Consider the following 21669-nt stretch of genomic DNA (forward strand, 5'->3'; position numbering starts at 1 on the left):
AAGGGCTCCCACTTCCTCGCCTTCCTCGGCCTGGCCGCCGCCCTGACCTGCTACAAGAAACTCGCGAAACTCGCCACGTGAGACAATCTCTTAACTTGGACACTCCCCTCCACAGTAGGAGGGGAACCCCAATGTCATTGGTGGGCCGAATCGAGGCGACGCCAACCAGCCTGTGGAACCGTGTCGTTGTCAGGTACCGGGCTGCGTGACCACCTCCGACGGTGGCCCAGAAGACTGGCTTGCTCCTCCTTGAGCCGGGTGAAGCTGGTTCGCACGTAGCGTGTGAGCTCCTCGCCAGGAAACGGTGTGACGGAGAGGTGCTGCGTGTAGTCGCCGTTCGCCCATTTGGCTGCAGTGATTTCATAGCCGGAGACGTGCGCACTCAGCTCAAGCAACACCGGCGGTACCTGCCGCTCAGCAAGGAGGTCCGCTTTGGTGACCACAATGTCACGCATGGCTTGGATGCTCGGCAGGAACACCGTACTCACCCACAGTCGCCACTCCGTCAACTCCTCACTTGTTGGAGGTTCCCCGCCGACAGCGAAGGGTGATCGGCCGTCAGGGCGGGTCGCAGCACGCTCCATGAAAGCGTTGAATATTTGCGTGCCGGTCTCCGTGAGAGCGAGCATGGGACCGTAGAACTCGCTGAGCTGACGGTTCACGCGTGAGAGTCGTTCTTGCCGCTGCGACAGTCGCAGGTTGTTGAGGTAGGTAGCGAGGTAGCCGACGAATGCCAAAGCGATGGTGACGACCGTTGCGCTCATGGGCGGGATGGTACGCGAGGGTACACACGCGCTTCGATGCGAGCCCTCGGCCGGACGGGCGTTGCAGTCCACGAGCGGAACCGCTGGCTCGTTCTGGTGCACTTGTGGCGCGGAGATGCGGTGGGCCATGTCGGATTCACGTCCGTGCACTGCCGTTCGATCCGATCGAGTCCCGGCTGCTGACGTCAGTGCGCTGCCGTCCGCCGCCATGCGTCAATGCCAGAAACGCCCCCTGCTGGCTGGGCGCCGCCGTAGTGTATGCGCCCATGACGGCGTTTGAGCAGTGGTCCCTGGTAGCCGCGTTCGGATCCTTGGCCGTGGGCGTTGTCGGCTTCGTCGCCCTGGCCTGGCAGCTCTTGATGCTGGCTCGCAGCACCAAGCAAGATCACGACAGGCGCCGCAAGCAGGCAACCATGGAGTTCCTCGCGGACAACATGAATCAGCGAAAGTCGCTGTTCGACGAGGGCATACCCCAGGAGCGAGATCACGCGGCCATCGAGGCGCTGATCAGCCGCTCGATGTCGGGCGACGAGCGAGCGACGAAGCTCATCACCTCCTACCTCACAACCTTCAACCTCCTTGGCGCCGGCACGCAGTCGGACGCTTTTGATCGACAACTGATCGACGACGCATGGGGTGGCTTAATCATCTCCGTCTGGAACAACTACAGGCCTTGGGCTGAGGCGCAACGGGAGGAACACAGTGAACCCCGCCTCTGGCGCAACCTGGAATGGCTGGCAGACCACATGACACCTCGTAGGCTCCTTCCTCCGGCGGAAGGAAGGAACAGCCTTCCCCCACGCGGCGACGCGGCCGCGTAGAAGAACTCTCTCGGGAGTGTCCAATAGACGGCGGAGACCTCGGACAGCCACCGGCCGATGTTCTTGCCCCGCAGCGTCAGCGACTTGTGCAGCAGCGTCGACGCGTGAACCGAGATCGGCTCGTCGGCCATCTGCCCGTAGCTGACCAGTTCCCGCCCGGTGCCAACAAATCCAGAAGGCTCTCCGCTCCCGCCGATCGGGTCGAAGGCGACGCTCACCGGGCGGCCGGCGGCTGCCCCGTGGACTTCCTGGGCCCAGCCCCGGTGCTCTGTCGACACGACCGGGACCTCCGGGAAGCGCTTGCGCAGTTCGGCGGCGCCTCGGGCGCTGCGGACGACGTTGATGAGGCCGAGGTCGTGGAGTTCGCACGTGCCGGTCACCAGTCGACCGACCGACGAGCCCGCGGCGGTCTGCAGCAGGATATCGTCGTATCCGATGGCCTGGTGCTCCTCCGCCTCTCGGCGCAGCATCACCGCGGTGAGCGGATTCACGAGCATCTGCGCGGCGACCTCGTCCGACAGCTCCTCCGGTACGGTGACGACCACGTCGGCGTTCGCCACGATCCACTGGGACCACGCGCCTGGCTGAGGGAAGACCGTTACACGTCCGCCGACCTCGACACCTGGAGCCACACGCGCATGTGGCCCTATTGCCTCCACCACGCCCGTGGCCTCGACACCGGCTGGAACCGGCTGTGCATCTTTCCCCGGGTGGGCCTCGACGGCCTGCAGATCACCGGGGTGCACCAGGAATGCCGTTGGTACGGATGAGGACCTGACCACTCTTCGGTGCTGCCGGCTCCGGCTCCTCGATGACAGTCAGGACGTCGGCGGGCAGACCCCCACGGGCGTAGACGACACGACGGTTCATGGTTCTCCTCCTTCCCGTGCGACGGGTACGCGCAGAGCTCGGCCAGGGCGTCAGCCGACGTCCTGCAGCAGCAAGTGCTTCGCACTGAGTGCTCCGTCCAACTGCATCAGTCGCCCGCCCTCACGCAGGCCGCCCAGGTCCAGGGTGGCGAATCCGAATTCGCCCAGCAATCCGGCCACGGTTGCCTTCGCATCGGTGTCGTCACCCGCGTAGAAGGCCACTTGCCGGCCTTCGGCATGCCGGGGGTCCGCAGCGATGAACGGGGCGAACAGGGTGTTGAGAGCCTTCGCGACCCAAGCGCCGCCTGCGCTCACGCTTCCGTACACCAACGGCCCCACCGAGGGCGTCAACACCAAGACCAAACAAATCGCGCGCGAGATGCACGGCCGAGCAGGCTTCACCCTGCTCCGGCACCGCATCCTCCTCGGATAACAGCACGCTCCGTCACCACCGAATACGGGACAGAGCCAACGATTTAACGGTCCCCGAACTCGGGATGGCCGGCCGGGCAGCTCTCGGAGTTCCATGTCTGGAGCTCCTGAATCGACCGGCACCTCACCGGTACGTCCCTGCTGGTGTCTGTACCTGCCGAAACTGACGGCATGACGGTGCCGCCGATGCACACAGGGCCCGGCGGCACCTTGGGTTCGGGTCAGTTCAGGTGTTCCAGACCTGGAACTCCGAGATCTGTCCCGCCGGCCAACCGGTGTTCGCCGTGATGTTCACCCGGAAGTACCGCTGGGTGCTCGCGGGAAAAGTGATGGTGACCGTGTTGCTGGTGGCGGGGTCGAAGGTGTAGGTGGCCGACGCCTTGACGGTGGAGAAGGCGGTGCCGTCGGTGCTGCCCACCAGGGACAGCGTCTGGTCGCGGGCGCCCCAGCCGGCGGGCAGCTGGAGGACCACGCGGGACGCGCTCTGCTGGGATCCGAGGTCCACCTGCACCCACTGCGGCAGGGCGTTGTTTGCGCTTTCCCAGTAGGTGGACTGGTTGCCGTCCGTCACGTTGGACGACGCGTACGTCTGGGTGTGGCTGGACTCGCTGGTGGCCTTGCCGGCCGCGAGATCGGTGCTGACGGTGCCGGAGCCGTTGCCGCTGGTGAACACCTCGAAGTCCGACAACTGGGCCGCGTTCCAACCGGTGTTCGCGGTGATGTTCGCCCGCACGTAGCGCGCCGCGGTGGCGTCGAAGGTGACGGTCACCGTGTTGGTGTTGGTGTTGGGATCGAAGGTGTATCCGGCCGATCCCACGATGGTCGAGAACGAGGAGCCGTCCGTGGAACCCAGCAGTGACAGGGTCTGCGTGCGGGCCCCCCACGCCGTCGACGGCGGCAGCTTGAGGACGACCTTGCCGATGCTGTAGCTCTGGCCGAGGTCGACCTGGGCCCACTGCGGGAACGAGCCGTTGCTGCTCTCCCAGTAGCTGGACGGGTCGGAGTCGGTGAGGTTCGAGGCGACGTACGGGCTGTTGCTCGAACTCGCCGACGCAGGCCGGCCGGCCGCCACGTTGGTGCTGCTGTCGATGCCGCTGCCGGAGAGGGCCACCGTGAGCGGGTTGTTGTTCGCGTTGCTGGACACGGTGAGGGTGCCGGTGCGGGATCCGGCGGCGGTGGGCTTGAAGGTGACGCTCACCGTGCAGGACGCACCGACGGCGATGGTGGAGCAGTTGTTGGTCTGGCTGAAGTCTCCCGTCGCCGCGACGCTGGATACGGTCGCCGTGGTGGTGCCGGTGTTGGTCACTGTCACCGTCTTCGCGGAGGCGGTGGAGCCGACGACCGTGTCGGAGAACGACAGGCTCGTCGGACTGGCGTTCAGCGCGGGTCCGGCGGCGGTGCCGGTGCCGGAGAGGCTGACGGTGTTGGTGGTGCCGCCCGCGTTGACGGTCAGCGTTCCGGTGCGGTTGCCGGTCGCCGTCGGTGTGAAGGTGACGCTGACGGCGCACGAGCCGTTCGCCGGAATGGAGCTGCCGCAGGTGTTGGTCTGGGTGAAGTCGCCGCTGGTGGAGATGGAGGAGACGGAGGGGGACGAACCGGTCGGGTTGGAGACCGTCACGGTCTGCGCCGCGCTGGTCGTACCGCCGGCCTGCGAGCCGAAGCTCAGCGCGCTCGGGGAGGCGGTGACCGTGCTGGCCGGATAGGGCGGGTAGACCGGGGTGGGCCATCCGCCGCAGTACGCGGTCCCGCCGATGCCCGAGTTGCCGCCGCCGTCGGTCACCGTGAAGTTGCCACCCTCGCAGCTGTAGACGGGTGCGGGCCCGTTGACGCCGGTCGCGGTGACGTTGGTGAAGCTCGCCGAGCCGCCGGTCTGCTCCTGAAGGGCGAAGGTGCCGGTCCCGGCGATGGTCACGTTGTTGAGGTGGACACCGCTGACGGTGCCCTCGACCCACTGGATCGCCTCATAGGGGCTCTGCTGGATCAGCGCGTTGGTCACGTTGACCGGGCCGTTGATGGCCCCCTGACTGCCGTCGAACCACAGAGAGCCGACCCCGAACTGCCAGTTGGGGTCGAGGCTCCCGTTGCGGATCAGCGTGTTGTCGGAGATGGTCGTGGTGCCGACCGGGGTGGAGCTGAAGCGCTGCCCGACGTGGATGCCGCCGCCCTGGGTGATGCCGGAGTCCTGCACCAGGTTGCCGCTCACGGTGTTGTCGTGCCCGCCGTAGATCGCGATGCCGTTGGCGAGCATCTGCAGCTGCACCGTGTTGTTGGAGATGGTGTCGTTGGCGTCGGCGCCGATGCCGGAGTCCGCCCAGGTCGCGATGCCGTCGTCGCCCGTGTTGCGGATGTCGCTGCCCGTGACCTTGGAGTTGGTCACGCCGCCGTGGAGGTTGATGCCGTCGGCGGTGGTGTCGCGGATCCGCATGCCGCTGAAGGTCAGGCCGTCCATCGGCCCGTCCATCCAGGCGCCGACCTTCTCGTGCTCGATCCACACGTCGGACACGGTGGAGTTGCTCATCGCGCCGCCGATGCCGTTCACCTGCGCGCCGTCGTTGCGGTCCTGGACGTCACCGGAGATCGCGAAGTTCTCCAGGTGCACGCCGGTGCTCGGCGACGGCGCGGAGTTGCCGTAGAAGCCCGGCGCCGACCCGGTGACCGTCGAGTACCACATGCCGGCGCCGGCGATCGTCACGTTGTTCACCGCGATGTGGCCCGGGATCTTGTACGTGCCGGGCGGCATCCACACGGTGCCACCAGCGCCCGCGGCGCTGATCGCCGAGTTGAAGGCGCTGGTCGAGTCGTTGACGCCGGTCGCGTCCGCGCCCTTGCTGGTCACCGACACCGAGCCGGCCGGCTGCGTCAGCGGGGCACCGACCTGCTCGAAGTCGGCGAAGTCGATGGTGTAGGACGACGCGGTGTCCTCGGGGTCCACCTGTAGCGTGAAGGTGGTGCCGGCCGGATAGGTCTGCGTGAAGAGGCGATGGGCCTCGTCAAAGAAGTGGTGCGGGTTGCTGCCCGGGCTGTTGGTGAAGGGGTAGCTGCCGTAGAACCAGCTGTATGCGTTGGTCAGGGTGAAGTTGCTCTGCTTGGCGCCGTTGATGTACAGGGACAGCGGCGCGTTGTAGACCGACCCGTTCGAGCTGTCCGGGATGCTGTACCGGAAGTTGATGGAGTTCGTGGCCACCGGGGTGGTGAAGGTGACGTACTTGCCCGCCGCCTGCAGCGTCACGGCCTTGCGGTAGGAGGCTTCGTCGGCCAGCTGGCCCTGGGTGTAGCTGGGACCGATGACGCTGCCGTTGGTGGCGGCGTTCTCCGCCTGGACCTCGACATAGGGCAGGGCGGCACCGCTGCCGCCGGTGGCGGCGGCCCATGCCGAGGGCGCCGCCAGGAGGACGCTCGTGGCGACCAGCAGTGCGCCGGTGCCGCCCAGGGCGACCACGCGTCTGAGTGTGCGTAGGGACTGGAACAAGGGTTGCTCCTTGGGGCCGAAGCCGTCGTGAGGCGTGCCGCCGTCGGGTGGGGTGCCCGAGGTCAGGTGCCCTTGGGCACGACGCAGCGCTTCGCCGGCCCTTCGTGGCCGGGCAAGGTGGAGCAGGTGCGAACAGGTGGAGAGGAAGGAGCCGAGCACAGACGGCGGCGCGTGCAGCACCGTATTGGCTCGGACAGATCCGAGCAATATTCCGATCAGAGTTTGTTACAAGCTTACTTTTTCTTGTAAGTTCTCGATCTCCGGGTCAGGCGCGTAGGCAAAGAGAGAAGGCATGCGGCCCTGGTTGGGGCGCATCTGCCCCTCGTCGAATCTCCCTGGGTGGAGCTTAGTTGCCGTGGCTGCCCCGACGTTCTTGCTGCAAAGACTGGCGAATTTTTACGCGGGGCCGCAAGTGGATTGCGGATCATGCCCTAGGCTTGAGCCATGACACGACGACTTGCCGAGGTGGCCAGGAAAGTCGGGGTCAGCGAGGCGACGGTCAGCCGGGTGCTCAACGGCAAGCCCGGTGTCTCCGAGCAGACCCGCGAGGCCGTGCTGACCGCCCTGGACGTGCTCGGGTACGAGCGCCCCACCCAGTTGCGGGGCGAGCGCTCGAGGCTGGTGGGGCTGGTCCTGCCGGAGCTGCAGAACCCCATCTTTCCCGCCTTCGCCGAGGTGGTCAGCAGTGCACTGGCGCAGCAGGGCTTCACCCCGGTGCTGTGCACGCAGACGGCGGGTGGTGTCTCCGAAGCCGACTATGTGGAGCTGCTGCTCCAGCAGCAGGTCTCGGGCGTGATCTTCTTCGGTGGCCTGTACGCCCAGGCCGAGTCCCCGCACGAGCACTACGAGCGGCTGTCCCGCCGCGGTCTGCCGACGGTGCTGATGAACGCCGCCATACCCGACCTGGACTTCCCGCAGGTCAGTTGCGACGACGCGGTCGCGGTGGAGCAGGGCGCCGGACACTTGCTGTCGCTGGGCCACCGGCGGATCGGCCTGGTGCTCGGACCGCCCGATCACATGCCGTCGCGGCGCAAGCTGGCGGCGGCTCGCACGGTACTGGAGAGTGCCGGACTGGAGCTCGAGGAGGCGGATGTCGTACACGCGTTGTTCTCCCTGGAGGGTGGGCAGGCCGCGGCCGCGCGCCTGCTGCAGCGCGGTGTCACCGGCATCATCTGCGCCTCGGACCCGCTGGCCCTGGGGGCGGTGCGCGCTGCCCGCAGGCGTCGGCTTGATGTCCCCCGGGACGTGTCGATCATCGGCTACGACGATTCCTCCTTCATGACCTGCACCGATCCGCCGCTGACCACCATCCGTCAGCCCATCGAGGCGATGGGCCGCGCCGCCGTGGAGCTGCTCGTGGGAGAGCTGGCCGGCGCCAAGGTCACCCACGACGAGCTGCTCTTCGAGCCGGAGCTTGTGGTGCGCGGATCCACCGGTCTGGCACGGAGAGAGCCCAGTAGCTGACGGAGCGCCAACTCGCAGCGCCGGCAAGGGCCGTACCCCCATGGGGTGCGGCCCTTGCGTTGTTCGTGGCTCGTCGCACCCCAGCTTCGCGTTGACTTCTTGCAAACTTAAGTCGAGATATTGCGGAGCTGGCGGGGCGGTGCTTAAGTGAGGCGCGCCACATCCCACGCACTCCGCCCATGAAGGGGTCTTCTACCCATGCGCAGATCTGCAGCGCTGCTGATCGCCGGCGCTCTCACCCTGACCGCTGCCGCCTGTTCCAGCTCCTCCAGCGGCGGTACCAAGTCGAGCAACGGCAAGGTCACCATCTCCATCGACTGCGCCCCGCCGACCAGCCGCCCGACGCAGCGCAAGCAGTGGGCCGACGACATCGCGGCCTTCGAGAAGCTGCACCCGAACGTCACGGTGAAGAGCATCGACACGTTCCCGTGCGAGACCCCTGAACTGTTCACAGCCGCACTCAAGGGTGGCACCGAGCCCAACGTCTTCTACACCTACTTCACGGACAAGCAGCAGGTCCTGGACGCCGGCCAGGCGGCCGACATCACGAAGTACGTCACCTCCGAGAACCTGCCGGTCAAGGACGACATCATGTCCTCGGTGTGGAACACCCAGAAGGCCGACGGGAAGATCTACGGCATTGCGCGCACCAACTACACCATGGGCCTGATCATCAACCGGAAGCTCTTCCAGAAGGCCGGGCTGAACCCTGACCAGCCCCCGCAGACCTGGGCCGAGGTCGAGGCCGACGCCAAGAAGATCGCCGCCCTGGGCAAGGGCATCGCGGGCTACGGCGACTACAGCGCGGGAAACAACGGCGGCTGGCACTTCACCGCCGAGATCTACGCCCAGGGCGGCCGGATGGTGAGCGACGACGGCACCAAAGCGGCCTTCAACAACCCCCAGGGCCTGGCCGTGCTGCAGAACCTGCACAAGCTCCGCTTCGACGACAACGTCATGGGCAGCACCCAGCTCTACAAGTGGGGCGACCTCCAGAAGCAGATGGCCGCGGGCAAGTTGGGGATGTACATCGCCGCCCCGGACGACATCACCTACATGGTGCAGAGCCTCGGCGCCCACTACGAGGACTTCGGTATGGGCCCGGTCCCCGGCCACAACGGACCCGGCACCGGAACCCTCACCGGCGGCGACGACTACATGTTCAACGTCAAGGACACCCCCGAGCAGATCAAGGCCGGGATCCAACTGCTCAGCTACCTCTGGCTGACGGAGGGCCAGGGCCAGCAGTACAACTACGCCCGCTCCAAGGCCTCCGGCCAGGCGGTCGGCCTGCCCGAGCCGCAGCTGTTCCAGGGCGCGACCGCTATCAAGGACGCCCAGCTCAAGGCCGCAAACGCCACCATGTCGGTGAAGGCCTTCGACCCCTTCGTCAAGGCCAACGTCCCCGGTGTCACCGAGCCCGCCAACGCCCAGGCCATCTACAAGATCCTGGACACCACGATGGCGTCCGCACTGACGAGCCGCAACGCCGACCTGAAGAAGCTGCTGGACACCGCTGAGCAGCAGGTCAACCAGGTCCTCGCCAACGCCCAGTAGCCGCAAGGGCCGCCAGGCCCCGGGACGAGCAGCCTCCCAAGGAGATCGACGATGGCGGTCGTGACCGCATCCTCCGGAACCGACTCGCCGCCCGCCAAGGCGGCCGGCCGGGCCGGGGCACTGCGCAGATCCGTACAGCGCAACCTCACCGCACACGGCTTCCTGATCGGCGCGGTGCTCTGCTTCGCCTGCTTCCAGTGGTATCCCATGGCCCGGGAAGTGATCATGAGCTTCCAGAAGGCGAAGGCGGGCAGGACCACCTGGATCGGCCTGCACAACCTCGACCAGATCGTGCACGATCCCAGCTTCTGGCCGGCCTGGCGGAACACCGCCGAGTTCACCGGCATGGCCCTGCTGTTCGGCTTCGCGCTGCCGTTCGTCACGGCCGTGGTGATGAACGAACTGCGGCACGCGCGGGGCTACCTGAGAATCCTGGTGTACCTGCCGGTGATGCTTCCGCCGGTGTCCTCACTGCTGCTGTTCAAGTACCTGTACAACCCCGAGTACGGGCCGATCAACCGGTCACTGCAACTGCTGCACCTGCCCACCTCCGGCTGGCTGCAGTCCCCGGACATGGCGATGCTCGCCGTCGTCATCGCCTCCACCTGGATGAACATGGGCAGCGCCACGCTGATCTACCTGGCGGCGCTGCAGAACATACCCGGTGAGCTCTACGAGGCCGCCGAACTGGACGGAGCCGGACTGCTGCGGCGCGTCTGGCACGTGACGATCCCGCAGACCCGGCTCGTTCTCTCTCTGATGCTGATGCTTCAGATCGTCGCCACCATGCAGGTCTTCGTCGAGCCCTTCATCCTCACCAACGGCGGCCAGGGGGTGGAGGGTTCGACCACCACCGTCGTCTACCTGATCTACCAGTACGCCTTCAACTTCTCCAACTACGGCGCCTCCTGCGCTCTCGGGCTGCTCCTGCTGCTGGTGCTCGCCGGATTCTCGGTGATCTACGTGCGACTCAACCGGAGGCTGGAGTCATGAGCGACACCCGCACCCTGGTCAATCCGGCCCAGCTGAACCGCACGCTCTACCGCGCGACGCTGATCCTGGTCGTCGCCGCCTTCACGCTGGCCTTCCTCGGCCCCCTCTACCTGCTGGTGACGGGCGGGCTCAAGGGCACCACCGAGTCCATCCAGACCCCGCCCACCTTCTACCCGCACCACATCGAGGCCTCCAATTACAGCGACGCGTGGACTCGCCTCAACATCGCCCACCTGCTGCTCAACACGCTCTGGTACGCCTTCGGGGCACTCGCCTTCCAGCTCGTCCTGGACGTCGCCGCGGCCTACTCGCTGTCCAAACTACGGCCGGCGCTGGGCAACGCGATCCTCGGCCTGATGCTGGCCACCCTCATGATCCCAGCCATGGTGCTGGTCGTCCCGCAGTACCTGACCGTGCTGGACCTGCCGATGATCCACCAGAACCTGCTCAACTCCCCTTGGGCGATCTGGCTCCCGTCGGTGGCCAACGCCTTCAACATCTACCTGCTGAAGCGCTTCTTCGACTCCGTGGCGCAGGAACTGCTCGATTCCGCCGCCATCGACGGCGCCGGACCGCTGCGCACCCTGCTCTCCATCGTGCTGCCCATGTCCCGGCCGATCATCGGCGTGGTGTCCATCTTTGCCCTGGTCAACGTGTGGAAGGACTTCCTCTGGCCGCTGCTGGCCGAGCCCGACCCGACCCGGCAGACGCTCAACGCCGGCATCTACTCGCTCTCTCTGGGCGTGCCGGAGAACGTGCTGATCGCCGCCTCGGCCATTTCCGCCGTGCCGACGGTGGTCTTCTTCCTGATCTTCCAACGCAACATCATGTCCGGGCTCACCGCCGGCAGCCTCAAGGGCTGACACCATCTCCCGAGGAGACTTCTACCGTGCACCAACCCCACGAGTGGTGGCGTGGCGCCGCGATCTACCAGATCTACGTGCGCAGCTTCGCCGACACGGACGGCGACGGGGTGGGCGACCTGGCGGGCGTCCGGTCCCGGCTGCCGTATCTCGCCGAGCTCGGTGTCGACGCGCTCTGGTTCACCCCCTGGTACGCCTCACCGATGGCCGACGGCGGCTACGACGTGGCCGACTACCGGGCCATCCACCCGGCCTTCGGCAGCCTGGGAGAGGCCGAGAAGCTGATATCCGAGGCACTCGCGTCGGGTATTCGCACCATCGTCGACATCGTCCCCAACCACGTCTCCGACCGGCACCGCTGGTTCCAGGACGCGCTCGCCGCGGGCCCCGGCTCGCCGGAGCGCGATCGGTTCTGGTTCCGTGAGGGCCGAGGCGAGCGGGGCGAACTTCCTCCCAACAACTGGATGTCGCAGTTCGGTGGCAGTGCCTGGACCCGCGTCCCGGACGGCCAGTGGTACCTGCACCGCTTCGCCTCCGCCCAGCCCGACCTGAACTGGCAGCACCCCGAGGTGCGCCGGGAGCACGAGGAGGTGCTGCGCTTCTGGTTCGACCGGGGCGCGGCCGGGGTCCGCATCGACTCCGCAGCCGAGGTCATCAAGGACCCGGCGCTTCCCGACCTGGTGGACGGCGCGGACCCACATCCCTACCTGGACCGCGACGAGATCCACGACGTGTACCGGGACTGGCGCAAGGTCGCCGAGTCCTACACCCCGCCGCGCGCCCTGATCGGCGAAGTCTGGCTGCCCGACCCCGAGCGCTTCGCCCGCTACCTGCGCCCGGACGAACTCCACACCGCCTTCAACTTCGGCTTTCTCACCTGCCCTTGGGACGCCGCCCGGCTGCGCGAGACGATCACGACCACACTGGCCGTACACACGCCCGTCGGCGCGCCCGCCACCTGGGTGCTGGCCAACCACGACGTGACCCGGACCGTCACCCGCTACGGCCGCGCGGACACCGGCTTCGACTTCGCGGCCAAGGCCCACGGCACCCCCACCGACCTCGCACTGGGCACGCGGCGCGCCCGGGCGGCAGCGCTGCTGAGCCTGGCCCTGCCCGGCTCCGTCTACCTCTACCAGGGCGAGGAACTCGGCCTGCCCGAGGTCGAGGACCTGCCGCACTCGGTCATCGAGGACCCGATGTTCCACCGCACCCACGGAGCCGACCCCGGCCGGGACGGCTGCCGCGTGCCACTGCCGTGGAGCGGCGACGCCCCGCCGTTCGGCTTCGGCCCCGAGGGCACTCAGCCCTGGCTGCCCCAACCTCGGCCCTGGTCGGCGATGACGGCGCAGCAGCAGGTGGCGGACCGGGACAGCACGCTGAGCCTGTACCGCACGGCGCTGCGCCTGCGCCGGAGCGAGACCGCCCTCGGCGACGGGCAGATGACCTGGCTTCCCAGCGGCCCCCAGGTACTCTCCTTCACCCGCGACCCCGGCTTCGGCTGCGTCGTCAACCTGGGCTCGGAGCCGGCACCGCTGCCACCGCACCGGCAGGTCCTGCTGAGCAGTGCACCGCTGAGGGACGGGCAACTGCCCGCCGATGCCGCGGTCTGGCTGCGCCTGCCCTGACCCGGACGCGGCACCGACCGCACCCGGGCCGTGCCGCTCATGGAAGTGGGCGGTACGGCCCGCCCCTTCCCACAGCTCCCGCGAGGATCCATCGCCTTCCTCCACAGAATCGAGGCGCAGTGAGCCGCACAAGCAGACGTACCGGCGCGCGGCGAAGAGCCACCGCAGCCCTGGTGGTCGTGACAGCGACGGCCGGCCTCACCGCCATGCCGGCCGGCGTCGGCGCGGCGGCGGCCGGTGCCGACCGGGGGACCCAGGCCACGCCGGTGACCCGCGTCGGGCTCGACCCCACCCTGCTCGCCGGTCGCGGAGCCGACCTCGGCTTCCTGGAGCAGGCCCCGACCGACGGCACCGTCATCGGGCCGGGTCGCACCGCGTACACGCTTGCCGCCGAGGCTTCAGGCCGCAGCGCGGTCAGTCTCGCACCCGGCCAGTACGTCGAGTTCACGCTGCCGCGTGCCGCCAACGCCGTCACTGTGCGCTACAGCGTCCCGGACGCCCCGACCGGCGGCGGGATCACCACCCCGCTCGACGTCAGCGTGAACGGAAGCCACCGCACCACCATGACAGACTGGGTGACGGCGGCGCCGTTGACGGAGGTCACCACCCGCCCGCTCTCGACATCCGCCGCGGTCGCCACGCACAGATGGGCCAGGGTGCCGATCTCGGCGTCCTGGCCCAGCAGCCGGTTGGCGAGGGCGGTGCCCACCCGCATGAGAGGACCGGTGCCCGCGTGCGTCAGGTGCGCAGGAGCCGCAGGTCGATCGCGTCGGCCATGGCCTTCATCCCCTCGTCGTTGGGGTGGAGGTGGTCGCCCGAGTCGTAGGCCGGGTTGAGGGCGGCCGGGTTCGCGGGATCACGCATGGTCCGGTCGAAGTCGATGACGCCGTCGAAGGCTCCGCTGGTGCGGATCCACCGGTTGACGCTCTGGCGGATCGCCTCGGCGGTGGGCGTGTAGTAGCCATTGCCCTTGTCGGGCATCAGGGTCGCGCCGATGATGTGGACGTGGGCGGCGTGCGCCTCGCCGATCAGGGTGCGGTAGCCGTTGATGAGGTCCCGGGCGGTCAGCGGCCGGCCGTCGGGGCCTGCGTTGTTGCCGATGTCGTTGATGCCTTCGAAGAGGATCACGTCCTTGACACCTGGCTGGCCGAGGGCGTCGTGCCCGAAGCGCTTCAGGGCGCTGACGCCCTGCCACAGGTTCGGGACGTCGGTGAGGACCCGGTTGCCGCCGATGCCGGCGTCGACGACGCTCAGCTTCTGTTTGCCCGGTCCGGCGCCCAGTCGGCGTCCGAGGAAGTCGGGCCACCGGGTGTAGGTGCCGGTCGAGGAGTGGTAGCCGTCCGTGATGGAGTCGCCGAAGGCGACGACGGTGCCCCGCGCGGACGATGACACGACGTCCAGCCCCGCCAGGTAGTACCAGGAGGTCGTCGTGGTGCCGAACGCGTCGTCGCGGTCGTCGCCGGTGTGGTTGCCGGAGGCGATGTAGGTGGTGTCGAACGCGTCGGAGTGCCAGGTCGACATCCCCGTCGTGCTGGGCACGTAGAGGCTGACGAGCAGGTTCTCCCCGGCGCTGACCGAGATCGGTATGACGTCGCTGACGGCCTCCTCACCGGCGGGTATCGTGACGTGGGGGGAGCTGCCGAAGGTGACGTTCCGGAAGGTGCCGCGCGTCGCCTGTCCACCGCTCGCCTGCACCGCCACGTCCACGGCGCTGACATCGAGCGGGGTGCTGCTGTACCGGTTGGACAGGGTGATGCGCGCTCCCGACCCCGCCACGCTGCTGTGCACCACCATCCGGATGGTCTGGTTGGTGAAGGACGGGCCGCCGGTCGTCATACTGGGCGACCAGGCACTGACGCGGGTGCCGTTGGTCTGAGGCGAGGCAGTGGCGGCGCTTGCCACATGTGCGGTGCCCAACGGAACGACCGTCAGGGCCATGCCGGTCAGTGCGCCGAACACACACAGCAGGGGCCTGCGACCCGCCGCCCTTCTCTCCTTCTCGGGTCTTTTCTCTGCCGAGGACATCGTCGATCTCTCCACTCTTCTTGTCGTCCGACGAAGACGCGCAGCGTGGCGCGGTCAGCGTGAATCCCCGTCCTTCCGGAGGGGGGATGTGTGTCTCAGCCGAAGCTGCCCAGCGTGACGGACTGACCGGGCTTGAGACTGACCTTCCGCGAAGTGCCGCCCGCGAAGACGGTGGTGTCACGCCCGCCGACGCTCTTCAGCGTCACCTGCGTGACCTTGCCGTTCTTCCACGTGAGGTCGGCGACGAAGCCGCCGCGGACTCCGACGCCGGACACCGAGCCGGATGCCGCCCATGCGGAGGGCAGCGCGGGCAGCAGTTCGACGTGGCCCGGCCGTGAGTAGACCAGCATCTCGATGATCGCGGAGGGGGTGCCGAAGTTTGCGTCGATCTGGAAGATGCCGCGACCGCCGCCCATGTCCATGATGTCGAAGAGGTTCGACGCGGTGCCGTTGCTGCCGCTCATCGACGGCTTCAGGTTGTTGACGACGAGTTGGTAGGCCTTCTCCGCGTTCTTCAGTCGAGCCCAGCACAGGCTGCGCCAGGCGTTGGACCAGCCGTAGCTGTTCATGCCGCGGGCGGTCAGGAGTGCCGTCGCTCCGGCGAGGATGTCCTTCGGCGTGGAGTCGTCCGGGCGGATCCGGTCCCCGGGGAAAAGGCCGAAGAGCGGCGAGAGGTGCCGGTGTGTGGTCTCACCGAGGTTGTCGGGCGACATCCACTCCTCCAGCCAGCCGGTCTTGGGGCTGACCACGGGCAGGTAGAGGCGCTGACGCAGACCGTCGACGGTTGTGCCGTAGGAGGTGTCCTTGCCCAGTACCTTGGCCGCGGTGTGGTAGTTGCCGAAGAGGTTCCACACCAACTCCTGGGCGTAGGTGATGCCCTTGGCGTCCAGCGGACCCTGCTCGGGGGACCAGTCGCTGTCGGCGATCAGGACCTCGCGCGAGGCTCCGGAGGCGTCGGTGACGGTCGTGGTGATGAGGCGGGCCTCCCAGAACTCCACGGCGCCCTTGAGGAGGGGGTAGATCTTGTCGAGGTAGGTCCGGTCCCGGGTGTACTCGTAGTGCTCGAACAGGCTCTGGCAGAGCCAGGCGTTGCCGGCCGGGTGCCACCACCAGCCGCCTCCGCCGTAGGGGTTGGTGGAGATCGCGATCGTCCAGCCGGCGATCTTTCCGCTCGAGTTGCGGTACCGGTTGCTGGGCGTGTTGAACAGCCGCTGGGTGACGTCCGTCCAGGAGGGCAGCTGCGCGATGCAGTAGTCCGCGAAAGCGTCGAAGCAGCCGGTCAGGCCCGCCCGGTCGGCCATCCAGTAGTTCATCTGGACGTTGATGTCGGTGTGGTAGTCGCCCATCCAGTCCGGGTCGTTGCCGTCCAGCCACGGGCCCTGCAGGCCCATCGGCAGCGTGCCCCGCGACCCGGAGATCATCAGGTAGCGGCCGAACTGCAGGTAGGCCGCCTCTAGTTCGGGGTCGGGGACGTTGTCCCGGTAGCGGGCCCGCACCCGATGCCAGGTGTCCAGCTTGCGCTGTGCCGAGGACGATGTGCCGAGGTTGATGTCCAACTGCTCGAACACCGGGCGGAAGTCGGCGACATGAGTGTGCAGCAGGGTGCTCGCGGAGTGACCGGCCGCGCCCAGGACCTTGGTCCGCGACAGATGCTCCGGGTCCAGGGACGGGTCACGGAACTTGGCGGCGGCGTCGGGCGCGTAGTTGGTGCCGCCGCTCATCACGACGGTCAGGTCCTTGCAGCCGCTGAAGGAGATCGACGTACCCTTGACGGCGACCTTGCCGCTGGTGCTGTACGCGGTGACGGCGGCGCCGTACTTCAGCCCGTTGGCGAATGAGGCGCCGAACGAGGCGTAGCTCCCGGAGCTGTTGGCGGTGGTGGACTCGCCGTGGGTGCCGGCGAGGGACACGTTACCGGTGTAGGTGCCGCCGCCCCGCTGGGAGAAGTACAGGACGATGACGTCGTCGGGGCGGCTGGCGAAGATCTTCCGCTGGTAGGTGACGCCGGACAGGTCGTACGAGGCGCTGACGAGGCCCTGGGCCAGGTCCAGGGTGCGGCGGTAGTTGTCTACGGCGCCCAGGTCGTGCGCGGGGATGTCGACGGTGAGCTTGGCCAGCAGGGTCAGGGAGCCGAAGTCCTCGCGGCCGTAGGGGAACTGGCCGTCGCTCTGCAGGGTGTCGTTGAGGCCGCCGGTCCACAGCGTGGAATCGGTGATCGTCAGCAGTTCGCTGGAGGGGTCGTTGCTCGCGAGCGCTCCGAGGCGGCCGTTTCCTACCGGCAAACCTTGCTGGATCATCGAGTTGGAGGAGGCGGGAGCCTGCCACCACAGCTGGTTCTTCGCGGCTGTGGCCGCGGACAACAGGGGCGAGGAGGTGGGGCGGAGGGGGGCCGCCGAGGCCGTGAAGGCGGGCAGACCGCCGAGGGCGGCGGCCGCGCCGGCGGTGGCGAGAGCGAGGAAGCCCCTGCGGCTCGGGCGGTGCTCGCGCGAATCGGTGTGCTGGGTGTCCACGTGGTGCACTCCATGTCGGGGGAACGGCGCATGCGGGGAGGACGGTTAGGGACCGTCGGGCGATGGGTGGGGCCAACATGGCGGGCGTGGGGGAGGCCCGGATGCTGCGGGGTCGTGTGTGGGGGAGGTGACGGTCCCTGGGTACGGGGCCCGGCAGCGATATGGCCGGGCCCCGCGGGAAGGGTGGGTCAGGCGGACTTGGGCACGTCGATCCTGTCGATGTCGGGTGAGTAGTCCCAGCCGCTGTCGAAGGTGATGGTGTTGGTGCCCGCCTTCAGGGCCAGCTGGACGCTGACGGTGTGGACCGTGCTCCAGTCGCCTGTGGAGGGGAACTTCAGTTTGGTGCCGTTGCTGCTGTTGGAGTAGACGGTGACCGAGCGGGGGTCGCCGCTGACGTAGGCGACCTTGACGGTGTAGATGCCGTCCTTCTTCACCTTGATGTCGTTGAACTGCAGCTTGCTGTCGAGGTAGAGGTTGCCGACCTTCTTGCCGCCGGAGCAGGCGTCGCATGTCGCGACCGAGGCGTTTCCGGTCAGGGTGTTGTTCGTGGACTCGGCCTCGTAGCTGGTGGTCGCCAGCGGGGCGCCGCCCGGCTTGACGGTGAACAGCCGGGAGCCGTGTGCGGGCAGCGTTGCGGTGATCTTGTTCTTGCGGGTCCCGAGGTCCTGGTGGTTCCACAGGTCGCGCACGGAGGCGGATCCGGTGAAGCCAAAGGACGCCCATTCGGCGGTGACGGAGGCCGACGAGCTGCCGAGGTTGAACAGGGCGACTGTGTACGTGCCGTTGGAGTTCCTGGTTCCCCAGACCTGCTCGTCGCCCATCGGGGTGACGGGGCGTGCGACGGGCGAGTTGTTCTGGTCGACGGCGATGACCTCCTGGTTGGTCAGCAGGGAGAGGCCGTAGCTGTCCAGCTGGGTGAGGTCGTCACCGGTGAACAGCGGCGACTTGTTGATGGCCCACAGGGTCATGTAGCTCTGCCGCTCGGCGTTGGTGAGGCCGTCCATCGCCCCGTTGCCGACATCGACCGCGTCGAGGTCGTTCCAGCCGCCCGGGCCCGCCTTGTCGCTCCACGCGGGGGCGTCGTCCCATCGGTCGTTGACCGAGTTCTCCCAGGTGACCAGTGTCTTGCAGTAACACTCGACATCGGTGTCGATACGCCAGCCGTTGGCGTACTTCTTCCAGTCGGCGGCGTGACCGACGTCCAGCGACCAGGACAGTTCAAAGTGGATCGGGCGCCCCGTGGCGGCGATGGCCTTGTGCCAGGCGGCCACGTCCGCGACGTTGTTGTAGTTGTCACCGGACTTGAACGAGCCTGGACCCACCCCGTCCAGCTTCAGGAAGTCGTAACCCCAGTCCGCCAGCATCTGCGCCTGGGAGTCGATGTACTTCTGCGCGCAGGGATTGTCGAAGTTCAGTTTGTAGGCGCTGTCCCAGCCGTTGGTGGTGCGCAAATCCGGGTAGACGATGTCCGCGGTGGTGCAGCCTGGGGCGTTCCAGATCGGCACCTGGCCGCCGCCGTACGCCCCCTTCTCCAGGCCGACGGGCAGGTAGATGCCGGCCTTGAGACCCCTGGAGTGGATGTGGTCGGCGACCGGCTTCATGCCGTGGGGGAAGCGGACCGGGTCGGGCGTCTCACGGCCGTACTGGTCGAACTCCGTCGTCCAGTTCTTGTCCATCCACCAGCCGGCGTCGACGTTGACGTAGTCGTAGCCGTACTTCTTCAGCTTCGAAGCGAGGGCGTCCGTCTGCTTCAGGACGTTGGCCTCGGTGAGGTAGCTGTAGTTGCCGTCCGGGTTCAGGCCGGGGTATTGGGAGGACTGCATACTCCAGCTGGACCAGCCCATGTACGGCTTGGCCGCCAGACCGGAGCCGGCTTCCGCCGAAGTGGCGGCTGCACCCGTGGAGTTGGACGTGGCGGCCTGGGTGGCGGCCGGGACCGCTGTGGCGAGTCCGGCTGTGACGGCCAGGACCAGCGTCGCTCTGACGTAGCGGCGCGGGAAGCCGGGGACGGCTTCACGCAGGGCTCTGTACGGCGATGACCCCATGGGTCGCCTCCTGTGCTGGGGTGTGCGGGGTTGGGCGGGGGAACCCGGTGGGGGACGGGCGTTGTTCCGGGCAGGGGAGTTGTGGCGGTGTCCGGCGGGACGCCGGGGCGAGGCGGTCGGGTGGCCGCACGCCAGGGCGTCGGGTCGGTGGTTCAGCCCTGCCCGAGCCGATGGTGAGCCCGCTGGTGGACTGTTGCCGCAGCGTGAAGTGCACCAGGAGCACGGGGTTCGCGGTCGTGCGAGCACCTGCCGCGACGAGGTGGGGAAGGAGCACGGTCTTCCGGTCGGACCCGGCCCCCGCGGGGGAGGCGGCGGGAGCGGGTCCGACCCGGGTGACGGCCCCGACACCGAACAGCGGCGGGAGCGCCGTTCGGCGGCCGGCTTCTGCGCCGGTCTATGGGCCGTGACTCAGCAGCGTCATCGTTACTCCTCGTACGTGTCCGATGCCATGAAGGACTGGATCGCGGTGGCCGCGGCCCCGCGCGCCCACTCCTCGAAGGGCAGGGGGCGTGTGATCACGTCACACTGCGCAGCGGTACCGAAGGCGGAGGCGGCGAACGCGTCCTGGACGCCCTCGGCGAAGAGGTCGTAGGCGGCCAGGCCCTCGCCGGAGATGATCACCCGCTCGGGCCCGAAGATGTTCACGAGGGAGCCGATGGCCTTGCCGATGGCTTCGCCGGCCTGTGCGTATACCGCGCGGACACCGGGGTCTCCGCCGCGGGCGAGGTCCAGAGCCTCGGCCGTGTCGGTCACCGATTTGCCCGTGGCCGCGCGCACCGCGCGGAGTATCGCGGGATCCGCCGCGATCGCCTCCACGCACCCCTGGTTGCCGCAGTGGCAGAGCGGGCCGAGCGGGTCGAGGGACAGATGCCCGATCTCGCCGGCCACGCCGTGCGCGCCCGACACCACCCGCCCGTGCACCACCAGGCCACAGCCGATGCCGGCGCCCACGGTCACCAGGGCGAAGTCCGAGAGTCCGACACCCGCCCCGAACCAGTGCTCGGCGACCGTGAGCGCCCGTACGTCGTTGTCGACCGTGACCGGCAGTCCGGTCGTGGTCCCGGCGAGTTCGGCGAGCGGTACGTCCCGCCACTCCAGGAAGGGCGAGTAGCGGACCACTCCGTCCGCGCGGTCCACGTCCCCCGAGATCGCGATGCCCAGCCCCCGCACCCGCACACCGAATCCGTCGGCCTCGGTGAGCAGTTCCTGTACCAGTGCGGTGATGGCGGGGAGCACCGCTTCCGGCTCGCGGTCTGTGAGGGGTACGTGCCGGGAGATCCGGATCCGGCAACGCAGGTCGGCCACTACGGCGATGATCTCGTCACCCGTCACCTTGATCCCGATGAACAGCGCCTTTCCCCCGTCCACCCACACCAGGTTGGCCGGACGTCCCACCGCCGGCCGCGCCTCTTCGTCCACGCCCTCGACCAGATAGCCGAGCTCCATCAGCGGACGGACCGCCTTGGTGACGGCTGCTGGAGAGAGCCTGGTCCGCCGCCCGACCTCGGCCCGGGTGAGCGGTCCGTGGGAGAGCAGGGTGGTGAACACCAGGGAAGCGGCCGGCGTCATCGCCGGGGCTGCCTCGCGGGAGGGGGTCGAGCGCATGGCCGGAAACTTAGGGAGGTTATTTTTCGCTGTCAATGAAGAAAGCACTGTCTTTTTCAAGGGCATGAGTTGACCAGCAGAAACCTGTAAATCGGAGATCCACTACCAGCGTTGACAAGGGATCGAAGGCACGGTTGGCTGCAGCACTGCTCCTGCGCGACACTCTCCGAACGTGAGGACCCATGTCTGCCATCTCCTTCGACTCCACCTACGGGGTCTGGCTGCTCTCCACTGCGCACACGTCGTACGCGATGCGGATCGACGACACGGGAGCGCCCTGCCACCTCGCCTGGGGACCTCGGCTGTCCCTCGCCGCGGCCGGTCAGTTCGTACCGCTCCCGGCCGGGGAGGAAAGCAGCTTCGCGGGCCGCTCCCCGGCCGGAGAGGAGTTGCCGGTCGACGGTGGGGCCCGGTACGGAGCGCCGTCCCTCCGAGTGCGGTTCGCCGACGACACCCGGGCCTTCGAGTGGGCGCACCTGGGCCTCCGGATCAGCGACCCGGCGCCCGGAACGACGGAACTCACCCTGGAGTTCCGCGACCGCCACTACCCACTGGCGGTCACCCTCCACTACCGCGTACACGACGACACGGACGTCATCGAGCGCTGTGCCACTGACAAAGATC

General features: G+C 67.9%; 15 protein-coding genes and 3 pseudogenes. 10 read left to right on the forward strand and 8 right to left on the reverse strand.

Annotation, left to right across the window (positions count from 1 at the left end):
* Positions 1-134: 134 nt before the first annotated feature.
* Positions 135-764, reverse strand: coding sequence for a hypothetical protein (locus ACWC2T_RS34700; RefSeq protein WP_450674313.1), 630 nt, complete (start codon positions 762-764; stop codon positions 135-137).
* A 266-nt stretch (positions 765-1030) separates the two neighbouring features.
* On the opposite strand from ACWC2T_RS34700, the gene ACWC2T_RS34705 reads away from it, so the two are divergent.
* Both ACWC2T_RS34705 and ACWC2T_RS34710 read left to right on the forward strand, forming a co-directional pair.
* Positions 1031-1585, forward strand: a complete 555-nt coding sequence (locus tag ACWC2T_RS34705; protein ID WP_450674314.1) for a DUF4760 domain-containing protein — start codon at positions 1031-1033, stop codon at positions 1583-1585.
* Between the two features lie 104 nt (positions 1586-1689).
* Complete coding sequence (locus tag ACWC2T_RS34710; RefSeq protein WP_450674315.1) at positions 1690-2355, forward strand: hypothetical protein; 666 nt, start codon at positions 1690-1692, stop codon at positions 2353-2355.
* A gap of 150 nt (positions 2356-2505) precedes the next feature.
* Here the strand turns inward: ACWC2T_RS34710 and ACWC2T_RS34715 are convergent, their stop codons facing one another.
* Positions 2506-2769, reverse strand: coding sequence for a hypothetical protein (locus tag ACWC2T_RS34715; protein ID WP_450674376.1), 264 nt, complete (start codon positions 2767-2769; stop codon positions 2506-2508).
* On the opposite strand from ACWC2T_RS34715, the pseudogene ACWC2T_RS34720 reads away from it, so the two are divergent.
* Positions 2762-2887, forward strand: a pseudogene (locus ACWC2T_RS34720) (transposase); the annotation flags it as partial. The gene ACWC2T_RS34715 and the pseudogene ACWC2T_RS34720 overlap by 8 nt on opposite strands.
* A gap of 225 nt (positions 2888-3112) precedes the next feature.
* On the opposite strand, the gene ACWC2T_RS34725 reads toward ACWC2T_RS34720, so the two are convergent.
* Positions 3113-6355 carry a discoidin domain-containing protein gene (locus ACWC2T_RS34725; protein ID WP_450674316.1) on the reverse strand — a complete coding sequence of 1081 codons (3243 nt, stop codon included), beginning with the start codon at positions 6353-6355 and terminating at the stop codon, positions 3113-3115.
* Between the two features lie 444 nt (positions 6356-6799).
* Here ACWC2T_RS34725 and ACWC2T_RS34730 point away from each other — a divergent pair, with 444 nt between their 5' ends.
* The 6 genes and pseudogenes from ACWC2T_RS34730 to ACWC2T_RS34755 form a co-directional block, all read left to right on the forward strand.
* The gene (locus ACWC2T_RS34730; RefSeq protein WP_450674317.1) at positions 6800-7819 is read left to right on the forward strand and encodes a LacI family DNA-binding transcriptional regulator; all 1020 of its coding nucleotides are present in this window, start codon (positions 6800-6802) and stop codon (positions 7817-7819) included.
* Between the two features lie 198 nt (positions 7820-8017).
* Positions 8018-9376, forward strand: coding sequence for an extracellular solute-binding protein (locus tag ACWC2T_RS34735; protein ID WP_450674318.1), 1359 nt, complete (start codon positions 8018-8020; stop codon positions 9374-9376).
* 51 nt (positions 9377-9427) lie between these two features.
* Positions 9428-10369 (forward strand): carbohydrate ABC transporter permease, encoded by a 942-nt coding sequence (locus tag ACWC2T_RS34740; RefSeq protein ID WP_450674319.1) that lies wholly within the window; start codon positions 9428-9430, stop codon positions 10367-10369.
* The gene (locus ACWC2T_RS34745) at positions 10366-11232 is read left to right on the forward strand and encodes a carbohydrate ABC transporter permease (protein ID WP_450674320.1); all 867 of its coding nucleotides are present in this window, start codon (positions 10366-10368) and stop codon (positions 11230-11232) included. The genes ACWC2T_RS34740 and ACWC2T_RS34745 overlap by 4 nt, the downstream gene beginning before the upstream one ends.
* A gap of 26 nt (positions 11233-11258) precedes the next feature.
* Positions 11259-12860 carry a glycoside hydrolase family 13 protein gene (locus tag ACWC2T_RS34750; protein ID WP_450674321.1) on the forward strand — a complete coding sequence of 534 codons (1602 nt, stop codon included), beginning with the start codon at positions 11259-11261 and terminating at the stop codon, positions 12858-12860.
* Positions 12861-13066: 206 nt separating this feature from the next.
* Positions 13067-13429 (forward strand): annotated as a pseudogene (locus ACWC2T_RS34755) (glycosyl hydrolase family 28-related protein); the annotation flags it as partial.
* Here ACWC2T_RS34755 and ACWC2T_RS34760 read toward each other — a convergent pair.
* The 5 genes from ACWC2T_RS34760 to ACWC2T_RS34780 all read right to left on the reverse strand — a co-directional run bounded on the left by ACWC2T_RS34760 (position 13342) and on the right by ACWC2T_RS34780 (position 21045).
* Positions 13342-13575 carry a hypothetical protein gene (locus ACWC2T_RS34760; protein WP_450674377.1) on the reverse strand — a complete coding sequence of 78 codons (234 nt, stop codon included), beginning with the start codon at positions 13573-13575 and terminating at the stop codon, positions 13342-13344. The pseudogene ACWC2T_RS34755 and the gene ACWC2T_RS34760 sit on opposite strands and share 88 nt — an antisense overlap.
* 23 nt (positions 13576-13598) lie before the next feature.
* Positions 13599-14885 carry an SGNH/GDSL hydrolase family protein gene (locus ACWC2T_RS34765; protein WP_450674322.1) on the reverse strand — a complete coding sequence of 429 codons (1287 nt, stop codon included), beginning with the start codon at positions 14883-14885 and terminating at the stop codon, positions 13599-13601.
* A 95-nt stretch (positions 14886-14980) separates the two neighbouring features.
* Positions 14981-17395, reverse strand: a complete 2415-nt coding sequence (locus ACWC2T_RS34770) for a glycosyl hydrolase family 95 catalytic domain-containing protein (RefSeq protein WP_450674323.1) — start codon at positions 17393-17395, stop codon at positions 14981-14983.
* A 188-nt stretch (positions 17396-17583) separates the two neighbouring features.
* A complete protein-coding gene (locus ACWC2T_RS34775; protein ID WP_450674324.1) occupies positions 17584-19440 on the reverse strand; it encodes an alpha-galactosidase D in 1857 nt (618 codons plus the stop codon).
* A gap of 423 nt (positions 19441-19863) precedes the next feature.
* Positions 19864-21045 carry an ROK family protein gene (locus ACWC2T_RS34780; protein ID WP_450674325.1) on the reverse strand — a complete coding sequence of 394 codons (1182 nt, stop codon included), beginning with the start codon at positions 21043-21045 and terminating at the stop codon, positions 19864-19866.
* Between the two features lie 251 nt (positions 21046-21296).
* Between ACWC2T_RS34780 and ACWC2T_RS34785 the strand changes: the two are divergent.
* Positions 21297-21647: pseudogene (locus tag ACWC2T_RS34785) on the forward strand (glycoside hydrolase family 36 N-terminal domain-containing protein); the annotation flags it as partial.
* Between the last annotated feature and the right edge of the window lie 22 nt (positions 21648-21669).

The sequence above is a fragment of the Streptomyces sp. NPDC001393 genome (assembly GCF_053597455.1).

Bases quoted from the DNA above. Each gene is read 5' to 3' on its own strand.
- ACWC2T_RS34765 (WP_450674322.1), bottom strand. From the start codon at position 14,885: ATGTCCTCGGCAGAGAAAAGACCCGAGAAGGAGAGAAGGGCGGCGGGT.
- ACWC2T_RS34735 (WP_450674318.1), top strand. From the start codon at position 8,018: ATGCGCAGATCTGCAGCGCTGCTGATCGCCGGCGCTCTCACCCTGACC.
- ACWC2T_RS34700 (WP_450674313.1), bottom strand. From the start codon at position 764: ATGAGCGCAACGGTCGTCACCATCGCTTTGGCATTCGTCGGCTACCTC.
- ACWC2T_RS34705 (WP_450674314.1), top strand. From the start codon at position 1,031: ATGACGGCGTTTGAGCAGTGGTCCCTGGTAGCCGCGTTCGGATCCTTG.
- ACWC2T_RS34775 (WP_450674324.1), bottom strand. From the start codon at position 19,440: ATGGGGTCATCGCCGTACAGAGCCCTGCGTGAAGCCGTCCCCGGCTTC.
- ACWC2T_RS34745 (WP_450674320.1), top strand. From the start codon at position 10,366: ATGAGCGACACCCGCACCCTGGTCAATCCGGCCCAGCTGAACCGCACG.
- ACWC2T_RS34740 (WP_450674319.1), top strand. From the start codon at position 9,428: ATGGCGGTCGTGACCGCATCCTCCGGAACCGACTCGCCGCCCGCCAAG.
- ACWC2T_RS34780 (WP_450674325.1), bottom strand. From the start codon at position 21,045: ATGCGCTCGACCCCCTCCCGCGAGGCAGCCCCGGCGATGACGCCGGCC.
- ACWC2T_RS34760 (WP_450674377.1), bottom strand. From the start codon at position 13,575: ATGCGGGTGGGCACCGCCCTCGCCAACCGGCTGCTGGGCCAGGACGCC.
- ACWC2T_RS34730 (WP_450674317.1), top strand. From the start codon at position 6,800: ATGACACGACGACTTGCCGAGGTGGCCAGGAAAGTCGGGGTCAGCGAG.